Raw genomic sequence first — 14,707 nt, 5'->3', positions numbered from 1 at the left:
TAAAGGAGGAAACTATGAAAAAGAGGAAACTATCAACACTGCTGTGTTTATTGCTGATGGTATTGGCAAACATCGCACCATTGATCGCTACTGCGGAAACAACTACGTCATCTGATCAAACGACAGCTAGTTCAACAAAAAAGGTCGAAAAAGAGACGGCAGCAAGCAGTGAGACAATTCCGCCAGAGAAAATAAGCAGCGAAGAAAAAATCAAAAAGACAAGCGAAGCAACGGAACAATCCGAGCAAAGCACCAGCGATTCGGAAGAAGAACCGAAAAAAGAGGCAGATACGCTATCACCTAAACCAAGAGCAGCTAAGTTCTTGATCGAAGGGACGGATATCGATGCGAAATTTGCACATTATCTGCGAACCAATATGTCCGTTCAAGATAAGGGCGGCGGTTGGAGCGGGTATGGAAAGGCTCAAGATCAACTAACCGATGAAATGATGGCCGAGCTTACTCTGATTAAATTCGATTATCGTTTTACAGGAATGGACAGTCTGAAAGGAATCGAATATGCGACTAACTTAATTACCTTGGAAGCACCAGCTACGAGTATTAATAGCATTGACATTACTAAGAATACCAAGTTGGAAGCAGTCAATCTTGATAACACCAATGTTTCAGTTCTGGATGTTAGTAAAAATCTGAATTTGAAATCATTACGCGACGTTGATTACTTGCACACCCTATATGGTGAACTCGCATCGTTTATTGGTCCGCGGACATCGTGTGCCATACGTTGAAAGTAAAGCGAAGAAAGCACAAAACAAGCAAAAACAAAACCAAAAGATGTATTTGATTGTGGGGGCTGCTGTTTTAATCGTATTACTGCTCTTTCTTTTGTATCGCAGAAAAAGAAAGAAGCAGGCTAGCTAGAAAGAGGTGAATGACTGTATGAAAGTGTTGATTTTAACAAAGAATATCACGGCGGAGCAAAAGTTGCAGGAACGGCTGCAGTATTTAGGACACGAGGTTTTTTGTACCCAGCAGAGTGTCGCCGATTTTACTAATCCGCTCTATACAAAGGTGCTGTTTAATATCTTTGAATCGGTGGTCATCAGCGAAACAATTTCGCAGCGGGAAAGTGTCGAGACCATCCGCTTTTTCAATCAAAAAAAATATGATATAACGATTTTAAGAAAAGTCGAGCAGCTTCATGAAGAGTTAGAAGCTGAGGAGGTTGAGAGCCTGCACACGGAAGCGACGATTGAGGAATTAAGAGAAAAATTTCAAGAGCGGCAGCGAGTCGGCCAAGACTTTGAACAGGCGGAAAAATTATTTTTCAGCAATGTCGAGTTTGAACGCCTGAATTTCTCAAAAAATGAACGAAAAGTAATCGAAGCGCTTTACGAATCTCCCGGCAAATGTGTCGCTCGCAATACGCTGTGCGAATATTTATGGCGAGCAGGAGCGACCAACTCCAATTTGTCTCAAATGTCTGTATTGATTAATAAAATCAAAGAAAAATGCAAACGGGCAGACATTAGCGAGAATGCTATCAAAACAATTTGGGGTCAAGGCTACACTATTGATCGTCAGTTTTCTTCGTTTTTAGCGGAAAGACATTTTTTCGAAAAAGCCAATTAACGGCAGCTAGTCATAAGAATATCTAGGAATCTCTCAACTACATCTTTGATCGATGGGCGTTGTCTGATGACTGGATATTCTTTTTATTTCCTTTTTTATTTGTTTTGTATTTATAAAATGTATTTTTTTTGAAGGATAGTGACAATTTGTTTTAATTTTACTTTATCTGTCGTAGTAATTAGGCTATACTATATCTTTAAGATGAGACCGTGTTTATGCTGGGAAATCAGCATAAACGCAGGTATAAGAAAGAATCAAAAAACAAAAGAGTTTTATTAAAAAGTGTGAGGTTGATAGCAGGAGGAGTGTAGAAAATGATTAAAATCGAAAATTTGGTCAAGCATTACGGGAAATTTAAGGCACTAGATCATTTGGATTTACAAGTAGAAAAAGGAGACATCTTAGGATTGTTAGGACCCAACGGGAGTGGGAAATCCACCACGATCAACTGTGTTCTTTCGCTGCTGTCCTATGATAGCGGCAGTATCAAGATTTTTGGGGAAGAGATGGGCCCAGAAAAGTACAATATCAAACAAAAAATCGGCGTCGTCCCACAGGAGATCGCCCTTTTCGAAGAGCTGAATGTGACGGATAATATTCAGTATTTTTGTGGACTCTACATTCAAGAAAAGGCCAAGCGGGAGCAATATGTGGAAGAAGTGATTCAATTAGTTGGTTTAGAAGAGTTTCGCAAATTTTATCCTAAACAGCTGAGTGGGGGATTAAAACGGCGTCTAAATATTGCCTGCGGGATCGTGCATAAACCGGAATTGATTTTCTTAGACGAACCGACAGTTGCCGTTGACCCGCAAAGTCGGAATAAGATTTTGGATAGTATCAAAGAATTGAATCGCCAAGGTGCGACGATCGTTTATACAACGCATTATATGGAAGAAGTAGAGATCCTTTGCAACAATATCGTGATTATTGATCAGGGCAAGGTCATTGCCGAAGGAACCAAGGAACAGCTGAAGAATCGGGTTCGTGAGAATGAGAAGCTGGTGATCGAAGCACCAGGACTACGTGAGGAACAGATTCAGCTGATCGGCAAGATGTCTAATGTGATCGAAGCCGTTTATGACGAGACTTATCTGACGGTAACGACCAAAGCGATGAAGGAAACGCTGCTGCCGATCCTAAATTATTTTGAAATAGAAAAGATTTCTTACACCAATATCCATACCCTTGAAGCCACGCTGAACGATGTCTTCTTGGAGATCACCGGGAAAGAATTGAGAGACTAGGAGGGAGGACGCGACATGTTTATTCGTTTATTTATTTACCGGCTTCGTGTCTTGCTGAGAAATCGGAGTCTGCTTTTTTGGACATTCGCTTTCCCAATCGTTTTAGGATTGCTGTTCAATTTGGCCTTTGGAAATTTGGATGAGATCATGGGGTTGGAGACATCTAAAGTAGGGATTGTTTCCACCGACCAAACTAAATCCGATCAATTTGAAACGGTATTAAAAGAAATCAAAGATGATGGGAAAGTCATTTTTAAAAGTAAAAAAATGACTGAGCAAGAAGCGAAAGCGCAGTTGGCGGATGATAAGATTTCTGGCTATTTTGAGATTAACGCCAAAAAAATCGAATTATTTGTCAGTAAAAGCGGTACGCAACAGACCGTTTTAAAGGAACTGTTGAATCAATATTTACAAAATACTGATAAAGTTGAAACCCTATTGGCTTCTGGAACGGTTCAGCCGCAGGCGATCAGCCAAGCACTGGAGCAGCAGAACTTCGTCAAAGATGGGAACGGGACAGGGAATTTTAACTTGAAATCATTCTACTTCTTTACCTTAGTGGGAATGACTGTGATGTATGGTTTCATGTGGGGATTACGCAATGCCAATGACCAACAGGCAAATCAATCGCCGGAAGGTATGCGTTTATGTTTGATACCGCGCAACAAACTGTTTGTATCATTTGCCAATATGCTGGCCAGTTTTGTTTTATTCTTTGTTCAAATTGTTTTGATCTTACTATTTTATCGTTTTGTGTATCAAGTCGAGTTTGGCGATCACTGGAATTACATTCTGCTGGTCTGTGCCTTTGGGGCTTTTACCGCTATATCATTTGGCACGTTGATCGGCAATCTATTCTCAAAATTAGATTTCCAACAGAAGATATCGATCGGTATCTCGATTTCGATGATCATGAGTTTCTTAGCTGGAATGATGGGTTCGCAATCGATTAAATATTGGATCGATGTCCATCTGCCTATGCTGGGACGAATCAATATTGTTAATTTGATCAGTGAAAGCCTGTATCAATTGTTTTATTATCAATCCTTGCGACCGTTTTATTACAACCTCGCTTGGTTGGCAGGCTTTGCGGCCTTGTTCATTCTGTTAAATTATTCTTTTGAAAGGAAGGTGCAATATGACCACTTATAGAGCGATTTTGCAAATTCTGAAAAAGAATAAGGGCAGTCTTTTACTTGGCGTGATCATCATGGCGATCATTACCATGTTTTATGCCGGGCAGATGACAAAAGATGCGGAAGAGCTGACGGGTGCAAAGATTGCCATCCTGTCAGAAGACGACTCCGCGATTGAAAAGGGGTTTGTGGATTATTTAGGGAAACAGCACACGATCGTAAAACTGAAAGATACCTCGCAAAAGAGTCTAGATGACGCGTTGTATTTTGACGAAGTGGAATACATTTTAGAAATACCAAAAGACTTCTCTGAAAAATTAGCCAATGGCGAGCGAGTGAAGCTGGCAAGCAAAACACGGCCTGCGACTTTTTCTCAATCGTTAGTGGATACGACGGTAAATAATTATCTGAACACCTATTTGTCCTATCAAAAGCAAATGCCTGCTCAAAATCAACAAGAATTGTTGAAAATGACCAAGAAGACGTTAAGCAAAGATGGCAAGGTTCATTTTGATTCCACTTACCATAAAAAGCAAAAGCAAAGTGTTAGCGGACAGATTTACAACTTACTAGCATACGGGATGTTCTTGTCGATCTTTAGCGGATATGCCGCAGTCAATTTAGCGTTTAATCGAGAGGAAATACGACAACGGAATAGTTGTTCACCTGTTTCGCGCCGTAAATTAGCTCGCAGAATCTCAACTGGTAATTTGGCTTATGCAGTTTTCTGCTGGGTACTCTTTGTCGCGTTCGTGGTGGTGATCACGAAGGGCAGTTTCGATCAAGTGATGGGCTATTTCATTTTGAATACAGTCGCCTTTTTTATACCGATAATCAGCTTCTCAATCATGATCACCAGTGTTTTGCAAAACGAAGACGCCATTGCAGGTATCAATAATATTTTCATCATGGGAAGTTGTTTCGTCGGCGGGATCTTTGTACCAGGGGAGTTTTTACCAGATATCGTCAATAAGATCGCGGCTTTCACACCAACCTATTGGTTTGCGCAAAACAATGAACTGATCGGCAAGACCGTCGATTTTAATCAGAAATTTATGGATAAATTCCTTTTCCAATCAGGAATGCTGCTGGTTTTCGCGGCAGTCTTCTGGGTGATTCATTTAATCACTATGCGGGAGAAAGGCGGCTTTTCATTTAAAAAGGCACGAGCTTAACCAATAAAAAATCGTTCTAGAATTGATCCTCTAGAACGATTTTTTTAGTTATACTTCAAAATAAATCTGCTGCTCCTCACCGAAAAAGATCGGCAGCAGCTCATTTAAGGTACCTGCCAGTTTTTGTGCTTCAAGCTCTGATTTTTTGACCCAAAAGAGGTCTTTGGAAACGGCTTGCTTGTTCACTTTGGCCGTGTAGAGAAAAGCCAACTCACGCGTTTCTTTAGTCAGGTTGTTCCATTCAGCGGTCCCTTGCAAGATTGGCTGCACCGTCAATCCTGTCTCTTCTTCAATTTCCCGCACCGCAGCTACGTAACTGCCTTCATTGTTTTCGACATGTCCGCCTGGAAAGGTCCAGCCGGGCCAGTCTTTTTTCTGGCGATCTTGAACCAAGATTTCGCCAAATTCATTCTCGATCATTACCAGCATAGTTAATTCAATTGCTAATACCCGCGCCATTTAATCACCTCGTAGTGATTATACAACATACTACGCAGAATTTTTTGACAATGGTATACTGAATTTAGAGAAAAAAGGATACCCTTTCTATTTTTTTATTTATTGTAGTCATTATTTTTATGGATGGGTATTCGAGCTAAAAGGGATTTTTATTTTTAGGCGAAGCAGGAGGAGTAAAAGTGGATAAAAAGGAAGAGCAATTATTGATTGACCTAACTTCAGCGCGAGGAATCGCAGGCAATGAAGAAGAGGTCAGAGAGGTTTTCAAAAGTTACGCACATGATTTTGCGGACGATATTTTCTTTGACGGCTTAGGCAGTGTCATTGCCAAGCACGGTGGAGGCGGCGGACCAAAAGTATTTATCTCTGGTCATTTAGATGAAGTCGGCTTCATGGTTACGAAGATCACTGAAAAGGGCTTCCTTGAATTTCAAACGATCGGCGGCTGGTGGAATCAAGTCATGCTGGCACAGCAAGTGGAGATCAAAACCCGCAAAGGCAAGATCATTCATGGAGTAATCGGATCAAAACCACCGCATGTATTAACACCAGAAGCACGCAAACGTCCTTTTGAAATCAAAGATATGTTTATTGATATCGGTGCAACAAGTGCGGATGAAGTCAAAGAGTGGGGCATTCGTCCTGGCGATATGGTGACGCCGTATATCCAATATCAACGGATGAACGATTCAAAATTTTTACTGGCGAAAGCGTGGGATAACCGGATCGGTACGGCCGTGGCTTTACGCGTGTTAGAAAATCTATCTAAACGAGAACATCACAACGTGTTGTTTGCCGGCAGCGATGTTCAAGAAGAGGTCGGCTTGCGCGGCGCGCGGACAAGCTCGCATATCGTCAATCCTGATATCGCCTTTGCACTAGATACAGGAACGGCTGGCGATACACCGGGAATGACACCGAAGGAAGCAGATTCGGTCCTTGGTAAAGGACCGCAAATTTTGATCTACGATGCGTCAATGGTGCCCCATAAAAAATTATTGGATTTCGTGATTGATGTAGCGGAAGAACTGGAAATTCCATTCCAATATACCGTAATTGCCGGTGGTGGAACGGATGCCGGACAAATGCACTTGACCCGCGATGGTGTACCATCTTTGGCGATCACAGTGCCGGTTCGTTATCTGCATTCTCATACCTCGATCATTCATGAAGAGGATTATTTCAATACAGTGAAATTAGTCACTGAAGTTGTTGCTCGTCTAGATTACGAGACGGTCGGCGAGATCAAGAACTATTAGACCGTTTAGCCAGCGTTAGTCGCTATTGATTTTATGTCTGTTGTTCATGCCTTTGAAATAAGGAGCAGTGAATGAATGAGTACGAGAATAGATACGAAACGTACAGAACTGAGTCTGTTAAAAAAAGAATTGAAAACATTTGAGCGGCTCAACTATGCGAATGTTCCGATTGCGCTCGAAGCAAAACGAGTTGAACAAAGAATTCAGAAGTTAACGAAAGAAATCGAAGCATTGCAATAAAAAAATACACAATAAAGCTGAATGAATCGGTCATTTTCCATTCCAATCGAATAAGTCCAGAAAGTTCAGCTAACAGAATAGGGAAGTGAGTGTTATGCGTCTTAGCGAATATCGTCAAACAGCCAAGGATCGTTTAAGCGGTCAATGGGGAATCAATATCGGGCTAGTCGTGATTGTCGGAATCCTGACAGCGGCGATCGGCAATGTCTCAACCATGACTGATAACAGCAGTCTTCAGGTAGGAATTTCATTTTTATTGGGCATCTTAGTCTTATTTGCCTTTAGTTATGCACTGTATTACGTCAGCTTATATGTGGTACGAGGCGGCAGAGCTGAATTAGGACAAATCTTTGTGGTCTTTCAACAAGGCTATTATGTACCGTTGATGGTGATCAATATCGTCGCAACAATCGTACAGTATATCTTAGCAGCGATTTTCTTCATCCCGCTATTGCTTCAAGCTGGCAGCGGCCTCTATTTATCTCTTATCACATCCGGCGGAGTAGTCAGTAATGTGGACGATATGGGCATGCTGTTCAATGTTGGATTGTTTACCATGTACTTTATTTTAATGCTGATCTATTTATTGGTAGTAACGATCGTCAGCATTCTCTTCAAATTCGCTGTTTGGGTGAAATTTGATTATCCCGATCTAAGCGTGGGGGACTGTATCAAGCGTGCGTGGTTGTTAATTAAAGATCGTTGGGGCAAATATATCTTATTGCAACTATCTTTCATTGGCTGGTATATCCTTGGTTTCATCGCTCTCTTCGTGGGATTGCTTTTCGTAGCGGTTTACGTGAATACTGCAAGTGCGGCCTTTTATGACCAAGCCTTGAAAGAAAAAATCGAGCAGGGGGAATTGGCATGAAATTGACCGTTCTCGGTTGTTTAGGCGCCTATCCTTATGAAGGGCAAGGAACCACCAGCTATTTACTTCAGTCTGATGGCTTTAATTTATTGTTGGATGCCGGCAGTTCGACTCTGGTGGAATTAGAAAAAGAGCTTGATCCATTGGATTTGGATGCCGTAATCCTAACTCATTACCATCACGATCATATTGCGGATCTAGGTGTGCTGCAATATTATTGGCAGCTGTATCCAACGCAAACACCAAAACCGATTCTGCCGATTTATGGTCACACGGAAGATACCTTCCATTTTGATGATTTAACGATGGAAGGCGTTACCGAAGGCCATGCCTATTTTGAAGCAGAAGAATTGAAAATTGGACCGTTTCTTGTTACGTTTATGAAGACGATTCATCCGGTACCTTGCTATGCCATGCGTTTTGTGGAAGAAAAGACTGGAGCAGTCTTTGTCTTTACTGGGGATTCTGGTTATTTGGAATCCTTCAATCAGTTTGCCAAAGAGGCCGACCTGTTTTTAGCCGACACCTATTTATTTGACGGTAACGAACATCACAAAGCCCATTTCACAGCTGGCGAAGCCGGTACATTTGCTAAAAATGCGGCAGTAAAAAAATTAGTCTTGACCCATTTGCCGCAACACGGCGACCTAGAAGAATTACGTCAGCAGGCTGAAGCCACCAGCGCAGGCATTCCTGTCGAACTGGCACAGCCCCACAAAGTTTTCAACATTTAAATACGAAGTCAGCAGGATCGTATGTGAAAGACGATCTACTGAAATTTTGTGTTAGAAAAATTCGAACCGAATAGGAGTTGGAACCATGCTATACGTACAAAATGACAAAGAACGTGACCCACGAGTAAATTTAGCCATTGAGACTTATTTATTGCAGAACATGCCTTTAGATGAGCCGATCTTACTTTTTTACATTAACGAACCATCGATCATTATCGGTCGCAACCAAAATACGATCGAAGAAATCAATAAAGAGTACGTAGATGAAAAAGGGATTCATGTCGTTCGCCGCTTGAGTGGCGGAGGCGCTGTTTATCACGACTTTGGCAATTTGAACTTTAGCTTTATCATGCCGGATGATGGCAACTCCTTTAGAGATTTTAAAAAATTGACGGAACCAATCGTTGAAGCACTTCATAAACTAGGGATTGAAGGTGCGCAATTAAAAGGTCGAAATGACCTAGTAATCGATGATAAAAAATTCTCCGGCAATGCGATGTATTCAACGAATGGCCGGATGTTTGCTCATGGGACCTTGATGTTCGACAGCGATATCGATGAAGTCGTTAACGCTTTGAAGGTTAAAAAAGACAAGATCGAATCGAAAGGGATCAAATCGATCCGTTCTCGTGTGACCAATATCAAAGACTACTTGCCAGCTGACAAGCAAAATATGACTACCGAAGAATTCCGTCAAGCGATTCTCTTACAGATTTTTGGTGTCGACAGTGTGGATCAAATCAAGACTCATGAATTGAATGAGCAAGATTGGAAAGTAATCAATCAAATCTCTGAAGAATACTATAAAAATTGGGATTGGAACTATGGCCGTTCACCAGAATTCAACTTGGAACGCCAAAAACGTTTCCCAATCGGTTCAATCGAAGTTCGCTTAGATGTTGCTAATGGTGAGATCGAAAAAGCCAAAGTCTTCGGCGACTTCTTTGGACTAGGTGAGATCAAGGATGTTGAAAATCAATTGATCGGTACTCGTTACGAGAAGAAAGCCTTAGAAGAAAGTGTCGATCAAATCGATCTGACCCATTACTTCGGAAACATCACCAAAGAAGATTTCTTGTCACTAATTTATTAATAGTCAATGACCTTTCGATTTTCGAAGGGTCTTTTTTTATAGTTAAATCTTGCAGAGGTCTAATTCAATCGTAAGTTAAAAAAGTGAGTATATGAATATCGAACAGCCGACTGAAAATTTCCGCTTCTTTTGTTAAGATAGGGATTAAGAAATAATCCGGCAAAGGAGCCACACATGAAAAAGCGTGAATTCATCGTTCAAGACTTGTTAAGCAAAATTTATCAGGAAGAATTCAAAGACGGAAAATTACCGAATCAGCGAAAGTTGGCACAAATCTATGGTGTCTCACGTTTTACGATCCAGCAGGCGGTAAAAAATCTGGAAGAGATTGGGATCGTTCGGGTCGTTCAAGGATCAGGGATTTTTGTCCACGAAAAATGGGTGAAGAATCCGTTGATTTTCAATTCTTTGACCCGCACACCCTATGATCGTATTGATTCGAAAATGGTTGAATTAAAAAAATCCCCTGCGACCTTAGATGAACAAAAGATTTTTCAAATTAATGAGGGAGATGAAGTATGGACTTTTGAGCGGATTCGGATCGTCAATTACAAGATCGAACAGCTGGAAATCTCAAAAATGCCAGTAGCGATGTTCCCGGACCTGTCACAAGAAGTGGTGGAGCATTCGATCCAGAATTATGTGGAGCAAAAAGGATTTCGTATCTCCCATTATATCACCAGCTACGATCCAATCACGACTTCAAAAGAACAGTCAAAACTGCTTTTGTGTAAACGAGGCACTCCCGCGATGCAGATTACCAACCGTGCCATCTTAGAAGATGGGCAGGTTTTTGAATACAGCAGTATCGTGGCGATTGATTATTCAGTAACCTACATCCGTCCTTTTGATCGCGAGATTCATCGGTCAAGGATTGACTAAAAGCTTGATTTAACAGCGATGCAACCTAAAGTTGCCAATATTCTACCATTGCTTTCTTGTAAAAAAAGACCTCTTGAAAGAGGATGGAAATAAGGGGGAGAGGCAATATGTTTAGTGAAAGACTAAAAGAATTGAGAAAAGCCAAAGGTGTTTCTCAAGAAGAATTATCTGAAGTATTAGATGTATCCAGACAATCAATTTCGAAATATGAAAATGGAATGGCTCAGCCAGACTTCAATAAGCTGGCGATCATCGCCAAATTTTTTGATGTGTCTTTTGATTATTTATTAGGAGAGGACCAAAATGCGGCGGCCGATAAGATTGTTTTAAAGGAAAAAGGCAATCGGATTTCTATCATCAGCACGATTGATGGAAAGATGTCTTCTTATTATAAATTTCAGCTGGCCAAGGTCTTTGGAAAAAAGGATTATCATCCGGCGACTCAATTATTGGGTGTTGATTCGCATTCTTTTTGGGGCGATAATCTAAATTCTTTAGGCTGGTATGCCACGAACGAAGATGCGCAAAAAGAAATTGAAGCTATTTATTCGGCAATTGCCAAAGGGGAGACTAGTTACAAATTGAAGTATGATGTTCCCGTGAAAAAGCGTGGGATATTTGATTATGAGATGGATCGTTAACAAGCAAATATCGATTGATTCGAAAAAAAGGTAAAGTCCCAGCAACAGACTTTACCTTTTTTATTGTTTTATGGTGTCACGATCGTTCCATCAGGAGTCCGACTTTGCGTCCATTCATGTGGACGATAGACAACCGGATATTCAGGGGCTAACTCTTCGTTGAAGGTTACTCCGATTCCGCTCTGTTCAATTGGATAGAAGAAGCCTTTTTCTGGTGTGGGAATATTGCCAAAGAGCTTCTGAGTATTTTCTGGTACATCGATATTTTCTTGGATGGCGGCATTGTGCAGGTGGATATTCAAATGTGTATTGACCGCTAAACCAACGGGTGTAATATCGGATGGCGTATGCCAAGCGATTCGAATCCCCATCGCTTCGCAGAAATGAGCCAGTTTCAAGGCCGGTGTGATTCCGCCGATTTGTGAGACATGTGCCCGCATATAATCGATTTGGCGATTACGGACCAATTCTTTCCATTCCATCGGATTGTTGAACAACTCGCCAGTAGCGATCGGTGTTGTAGATTGGCTGCGTAGTTGAGCCAGCCATTCATTTTGGTTCGGCGGCAGGATATCCTCTAAGAAGAAGAGATTGTATTTTTCCGCCGCTTTCGCAAAGTTGATCGCTTGATTAGGATGCAGACGCTCATGGACATCATGGAGCATTTGGAATTGGCTGCCATATTTATCTTGGACGCTTGCGAACATTTTCAAGGTAGTTTGCATGTATTCCTCTTGATCGAAGTAAGAACCATCAATTGGATTTTCGGGTGTGGTTAAATTGCTCGGATTTCCACCATAAAAACCAAGCTGGCAGCGAATATAGCGGTAGCCTTCAGCTAAAAATTTATCGATTTCGCCATATAGATCGTCTAAGTTATCCGCTACGGCATGAGTATAAGCGGGAATCGCTGTACGGGCTTTTCCGCCTAGTAATTGATAGAGCGGCATATCCGCCAGTTTCCCCTTGATATCCCATAAGGCCATATCGACACCAGAGATGGCATTATTGGTGATCGGACCATTTCGCCAATAAGAATTGACCGTCATCACTTGCCAAATGTCTTCGATCTGATTGGCATCTCTGCCGATCAGTAATGGTTTTAAGTATTCATCCACAACCGTTTGAACTGCCAATGGACGAAATTGGAAGGTGCCGCAGCCGACGCCGGAGACGCCTTTATCTGTTTCGACCTTTACTACTAATAAATTGTGGCGGTCGGGTTTGATTGTATAGCTTTTAATATCCGTAATGATTGTTGGTGTCATTTTTTTCACTCCAATATACGTAAATATGAATCATTTGCAAACTCATTGAAACATGTAGATGATAGGGCTGTCAATTTGGTCTGAAAAAAAGGAGTTAAACCACGTAAAAACAGTCCAATTTTATAAAAATATTTTAATAAACATTGATATAAAGCGTATTTTTTTGATTTTAAGATAAAAAGGACTGGTTTTACAAGAGTTGTCGACCGTGCTACTATGTTGGTGAAAACGGAAACACGATTCATCGGGTTTCGAAGAATAAGGAGGAAAAAAAGTGAAGCACGAGGATGTAGCGAAACAAATCATAAAAAATGTTGGCGGTGCGGATAATATCAATAATGCTTGGCACTGTATGACCAGGCTGCGTTTCAATCTAAAAGATGAAAAACAGGTCGATTATGCCGAGCTGGAAAAAATAGCGAAAGTGGTTGGAACGAAGTATCAAAGTGATCAGCTGCAAGTGGTCATCGGAACAGATGTAGCGGATTACTTCGCGCCAATTGCTAAGGAGCTAGGTCTTGATGAGAACAGTCAGCAAGACGATGGAGAGAAAAAAGGAGCAGTATCCCTATTTATGGATACCGTTTCCGGGGTATTCGGTCCAATCGTACCAGCGATTGCCGGTGCCGGAATGATCAAAGGATTGATGGCGGGATTGGTCGCGCTAAACGTGATCTCCAACCAGACGGACACTTATTTGATTATTGATATGATCGCTAGCGGCGTATTTACTTTCTTGCCATTCTTTGTTGCTGCTTCAGCTGCTAGGATCTTTAAGACAAATCAATACTTGGCAGTTGCTATCGCCGCGACATTACAGTTCCCTACCATGACGAATGCAGTCGCTGAAGGGTCACTCTCAGCATTCAAACTGTTCGGTGTGATTCCTGTACCTGTCTTTAACTATGCCGGTACGGTCATCCCGATCATCTTTGTGGTATTGGCTCTGAGTTACATTTACCGTTGGGTCGACAAAGTTCTGCCGCAGGTTTTACGAACCGTATTCACACCAACTATTTCATTGTTTGTTGCGGGCTTAGTTACGCTGACGATCATTGGACCGATCAGTATTCATTTAGGCAACTTATTAGCGGCCGGTGTGGCTTGGTTGTTCTCGATTTCACCAGTATTGGCTGGGATCGTGGTAGGAGCGATTCGTCCGATTGCGATTTTCACCGGATTGCACCATGCGATGACTCCGATTGCGTTACAGAACTTTGCCAACCAAGGTTATGACATGTTAATGCCGATGATGTTTATGGCAAACATGGCGATCACTGGTGCCACAGCAGCGATTTATACGAAAGTAAAATCAAAAGAAGAAAAATCGCTTGTTTTGTCTTCTGCTGTTTCTGGTCTGCTAGGCATTACGGAACCTGCATTATTCGGGATTTTATCAAAATACAAGAAGGCCTTTATTGCGGCAACAGTCGGCAGTTCGGTAGCCTCAGCATTTATTAGTTTCTTCGGTGTTCGGATTTATGGCTATATCTTATCAAGTATTTTCAGCTTGCCAGCATATATCGGTCAATACTTTATCTTCGCTGTGCTAGGCATTCTGATCGCTTTGATCTCTTCATTTGTGATCACGTATATGCTGGTTCCGACAGAACAGACGGAAGATGACGAGTTTACCAATGAAGTAGATTTACATTCAGTTGCTGAAGGCAGTTATGTACCGCTGGAAGATGTTCCGGATGAAGTTTTTTCAACAAAAATGATGGGCGACGGCTATGCCATCAACTCAGTCGACGGCGCGGTGTTCGCTCCAGTTAGCGGTACAGTAACCACTGTCTTTCCTTCAAAACATGCAATTGGCATCAAAACCGGCAATGGTGTTGAAGTTCTCGTTCACATGGGGATCGATACGGTCACATTGGATGGCAAAGGCTTCGATGTTCCGATTAAGGTTGGCGATAAAGTGACAGCCGATACAAAAATCGCACAAATGGATTTAGATTATATCCATAGTCAAGGCAAGGAAACGATGATCATCGTAGTCATCACTAACATGGATCGAGTATTGAAGTTCTCAGGTGAAAGAAATCTAGAAGGACAACATCAAGCGGGTGCTCTATTAGAACGTGCTTTGTTGAATGGATAGGGGATAGT

General features: G+C 41.6%; 16 protein-coding genes. 14 read left to right on the top strand and 2 right to left on the bottom strand.

What is annotated here, in order from left to right; translation table 11 throughout:
• Positions 1-14: 14 nt before the first annotated feature.
• The 6 genes from PGP85_RS06775 to PGP85_RS06750 all read left to right on the top strand — a co-directional run bounded on the left by PGP85_RS06775 (position 15) and on the right by PGP85_RS06750 (position 5,148).
• On the top strand, positions 15-749 hold the full coding sequence (locus tag PGP85_RS06775) for a hypothetical protein (protein WP_270326701.1): 735 nt from the start codon (positions 15-17) through the stop codon (positions 747-749).
• Entirely contained in the window at positions 697-882 is a 186-nt protein-coding gene (locus PGP85_RS21315; protein ID WP_333490235.1) for an LPXTG cell wall anchor domain-containing protein, read from the top strand. Before PGP85_RS06775 ends, PGP85_RS21315 begins: the two co-directional genes overlap by 53 nt.
• A gap of 18 nt (positions 883-900) precedes the next feature.
• Positions 901-1,593 (top strand): winged helix-turn-helix domain-containing protein, encoded by a 693-nt coding sequence (locus tag PGP85_RS06765; protein ID WP_270326699.1) that lies wholly within the window; start codon positions 901-903, stop codon positions 1,591-1,593.
• A 314-nt stretch (positions 1,594-1,907) separates the two neighbouring features.
• Positions 1,908-2,837 carry an ABC transporter ATP-binding protein gene (locus PGP85_RS06760; RefSeq protein WP_010740747.1) on the top strand — a complete coding sequence of 310 codons (930 nt, stop codon included), beginning with the start codon at positions 1,908-1,910 and terminating at the stop codon, positions 2,835-2,837.
• Between the two features lie 15 nt (positions 2,838-2,852).
• Positions 2,853-3,989 (top strand): ABC transporter permease, encoded by a 1,137-nt coding sequence (locus PGP85_RS06755; RefSeq protein ID WP_270326697.1) that lies wholly within the window; start codon positions 2,853-2,855, stop codon positions 3,987-3,989.
• Entirely contained in the window at positions 3,976-5,148 is a 1,173-nt protein-coding gene (locus PGP85_RS06750; protein ID WP_270326696.1) for an ABC transporter permease, read from the top strand. The genes PGP85_RS06755 and PGP85_RS06750 overlap by 14 nt, the downstream gene beginning before the upstream one ends.
• A gap of 48 nt (positions 5,149-5,196) precedes the next feature.
• On the opposite strand, the gene PGP85_RS06745 is transcribed toward PGP85_RS06750, so the two are convergent.
• Complete coding sequence (locus PGP85_RS06745; RefSeq protein WP_270326695.1) at positions 5,197-5,607, bottom strand: NUDIX domain-containing protein; 411 nt, start codon at positions 5,605-5,607, stop codon at positions 5,197-5,199.
• Between the two features lie 179 nt (positions 5,608-5,786).
• Here PGP85_RS06745 and PGP85_RS06740 point away from each other — a divergent pair, with 179 nt between their 5' ends.
• The 7 genes from PGP85_RS06740 to PGP85_RS06710 all read left to right on the top strand — a co-directional run bounded on the left by PGP85_RS06740 (position 5,787) and on the right by PGP85_RS06710 (position 11,327).
• Positions 5,787-6,866 (top strand): M42 family metallopeptidase, encoded by a 1,080-nt coding sequence (locus PGP85_RS06740; RefSeq protein ID WP_270326693.1) that lies wholly within the window; start codon positions 5,787-5,789, stop codon positions 6,864-6,866.
• A 75-nt stretch (positions 6,867-6,941) separates the two neighbouring features.
• On the top strand, positions 6,942-7,106 hold the full coding sequence (locus PGP85_RS06735) for a hypothetical protein (protein ID WP_010740741.1): 165 nt from the start codon (positions 6,942-6,944) through the stop codon (positions 7,104-7,106).
• A 94-nt stretch (positions 7,107-7,200) separates the two neighbouring features.
• Positions 7,201-7,977, top strand: a complete 777-nt coding sequence (locus PGP85_RS06730) for a DUF975 family protein (RefSeq protein WP_251866725.1) — start codon at positions 7,201-7,203, stop codon at positions 7,975-7,977.
• Positions 7,974-8,711, top strand: a complete 738-nt coding sequence (locus tag PGP85_RS06725; RefSeq protein ID WP_270326688.1) for an MBL fold metallo-hydrolase — start codon at positions 7,974-7,976, stop codon at positions 8,709-8,711. Before PGP85_RS06730 ends, PGP85_RS06725 begins: the two co-directional genes overlap by 4 nt.
• A gap of 85 nt (positions 8,712-8,796) precedes the next feature.
• Entirely contained in the window at positions 8,797-9,804 is a 1,008-nt protein-coding gene (locus PGP85_RS06720) for a lipoate--protein ligase (RefSeq protein WP_270326686.1), read from the top strand.
• Positions 9,805-9,978: 174 nt separating this feature from the next.
• Entirely contained in the window at positions 9,979-10,686 is a 708-nt protein-coding gene (locus PGP85_RS06715) for a GntR family transcriptional regulator (RefSeq protein ID WP_010740737.1), read from the top strand.
• Positions 10,687-10,793: 107 nt separating this feature from the next.
• Positions 10,794-11,327: a helix-turn-helix domain-containing protein gene (locus PGP85_RS06710; RefSeq protein WP_270326683.1), complete on the top strand. Its 534-nt coding sequence runs from the start codon at positions 10,794-10,796 to the stop codon at positions 11,325-11,327.
• Between the two features lie 68 nt (positions 11,328-11,395).
• Here PGP85_RS06710 and PGP85_RS06705 read toward each other — a convergent pair whose 3' ends face one another.
• Complete coding sequence (locus tag PGP85_RS06705; RefSeq protein WP_270326682.1) at positions 11,396-12,595, bottom strand: enolase C-terminal domain-like protein; 1,200 nt, start codon at positions 12,593-12,595, stop codon at positions 11,396-11,398.
• 274 nt (positions 12,596-12,869) lie between these two features.
• On the opposite strand from PGP85_RS06705, the gene PGP85_RS06700 reads away from it, so the two are divergent.
• Positions 12,870-14,699 carry a glucose PTS transporter subunit IIA gene (locus tag PGP85_RS06700; protein ID WP_270326680.1) on the top strand — a complete coding sequence of 610 codons (1,830 nt, stop codon included), beginning with the start codon at positions 12,870-12,872 and terminating at the stop codon, positions 14,697-14,699.
• Positions 14,700-14,707: the final 8 nt, after the last annotated feature.

Origin of the sequence: Enterococcus malodoratus (genome assembly GCF_027659535.1) — a bacterium.
Classification (GTDB): Bacteria; Bacillota; Bacilli; order Lactobacillales; family Enterococcaceae; genus Enterococcus_A; species Enterococcus_A malodoratus.
The sequence above is the reverse complement of the archived record's forward strand: the minus strand, read 5'-3'. Positions and strand labels throughout refer to the sequence as shown.

Bases quoted from the DNA above. Each gene is read 5' to 3' on its own strand.
- PGP85_RS06730 (WP_251866725.1), top strand. From the start codon at position 7,201: ATGCGTCTTAGCGAATATCGTCAAACAGCCAAGGATCGTTTAAGCGGT.
- PGP85_RS21315 (WP_333490235.1), top strand. From the start codon at position 697: ATGGTGAACTCGCATCGTTTATTGGTCCGCGGACATCGTGTGCCATAC.
- PGP85_RS06745 (WP_270326695.1), bottom strand. From the start codon at position 5,607: ATGGCGCGGGTATTAGCAATTGAATTAACTATGCTGGTAATGATCGAG.
- PGP85_RS06755 (WP_270326697.1), top strand. From the start codon at position 2,853: ATGTTTATTCGTTTATTTATTTACCGGCTTCGTGTCTTGCTGAGAAAT.
- PGP85_RS06735 (WP_010740741.1), top strand. From the start codon at position 6,942: ATGAGTACGAGAATAGATACGAAACGTACAGAACTGAGTCTGTTAAAA.
- PGP85_RS06710 (WP_270326683.1), top strand. From the start codon at position 10,794: ATGTTTAGTGAAAGACTAAAAGAATTGAGAAAAGCCAAAGGTGTTTCT.
- PGP85_RS06750 (WP_270326696.1), top strand. From the start codon at position 3,976: ATGACCACTTATAGAGCGATTTTGCAAATTCTGAAAAAGAATAAGGGC.
- PGP85_RS06775 (WP_270326701.1), top strand. From the start codon at position 15: ATGAAAAAGAGGAAACTATCAACACTGCTGTGTTTATTGCTGATGGTA.
- PGP85_RS06725 (WP_270326688.1), top strand. From the start codon at position 7,974: ATGAAATTGACCGTTCTCGGTTGTTTAGGCGCCTATCCTTATGAAGGG.
- PGP85_RS06715 (WP_010740737.1), top strand. From the start codon at position 9,979: ATGAAAAAGCGTGAATTCATCGTTCAAGACTTGTTAAGCAAAATTTAT.
- PGP85_RS06765 (WP_270326699.1), top strand. From the start codon at position 901: ATGAAAGTGTTGATTTTAACAAAGAATATCACGGCGGAGCAAAAGTTG.
- PGP85_RS06760 (WP_010740747.1), top strand. From the start codon at position 1,908: ATGATTAAAATCGAAAATTTGGTCAAGCATTACGGGAAATTTAAGGCA.
- PGP85_RS06705 (WP_270326682.1), bottom strand. From the start codon at position 12,595: ATGACACCAACAATCATTACGGATATTAAAAGCTATACAATCAAACCC.
- PGP85_RS06720 (WP_270326686.1), top strand. From the start codon at position 8,797: ATGCTATACGTACAAAATGACAAAGAACGTGACCCACGAGTAAATTTA.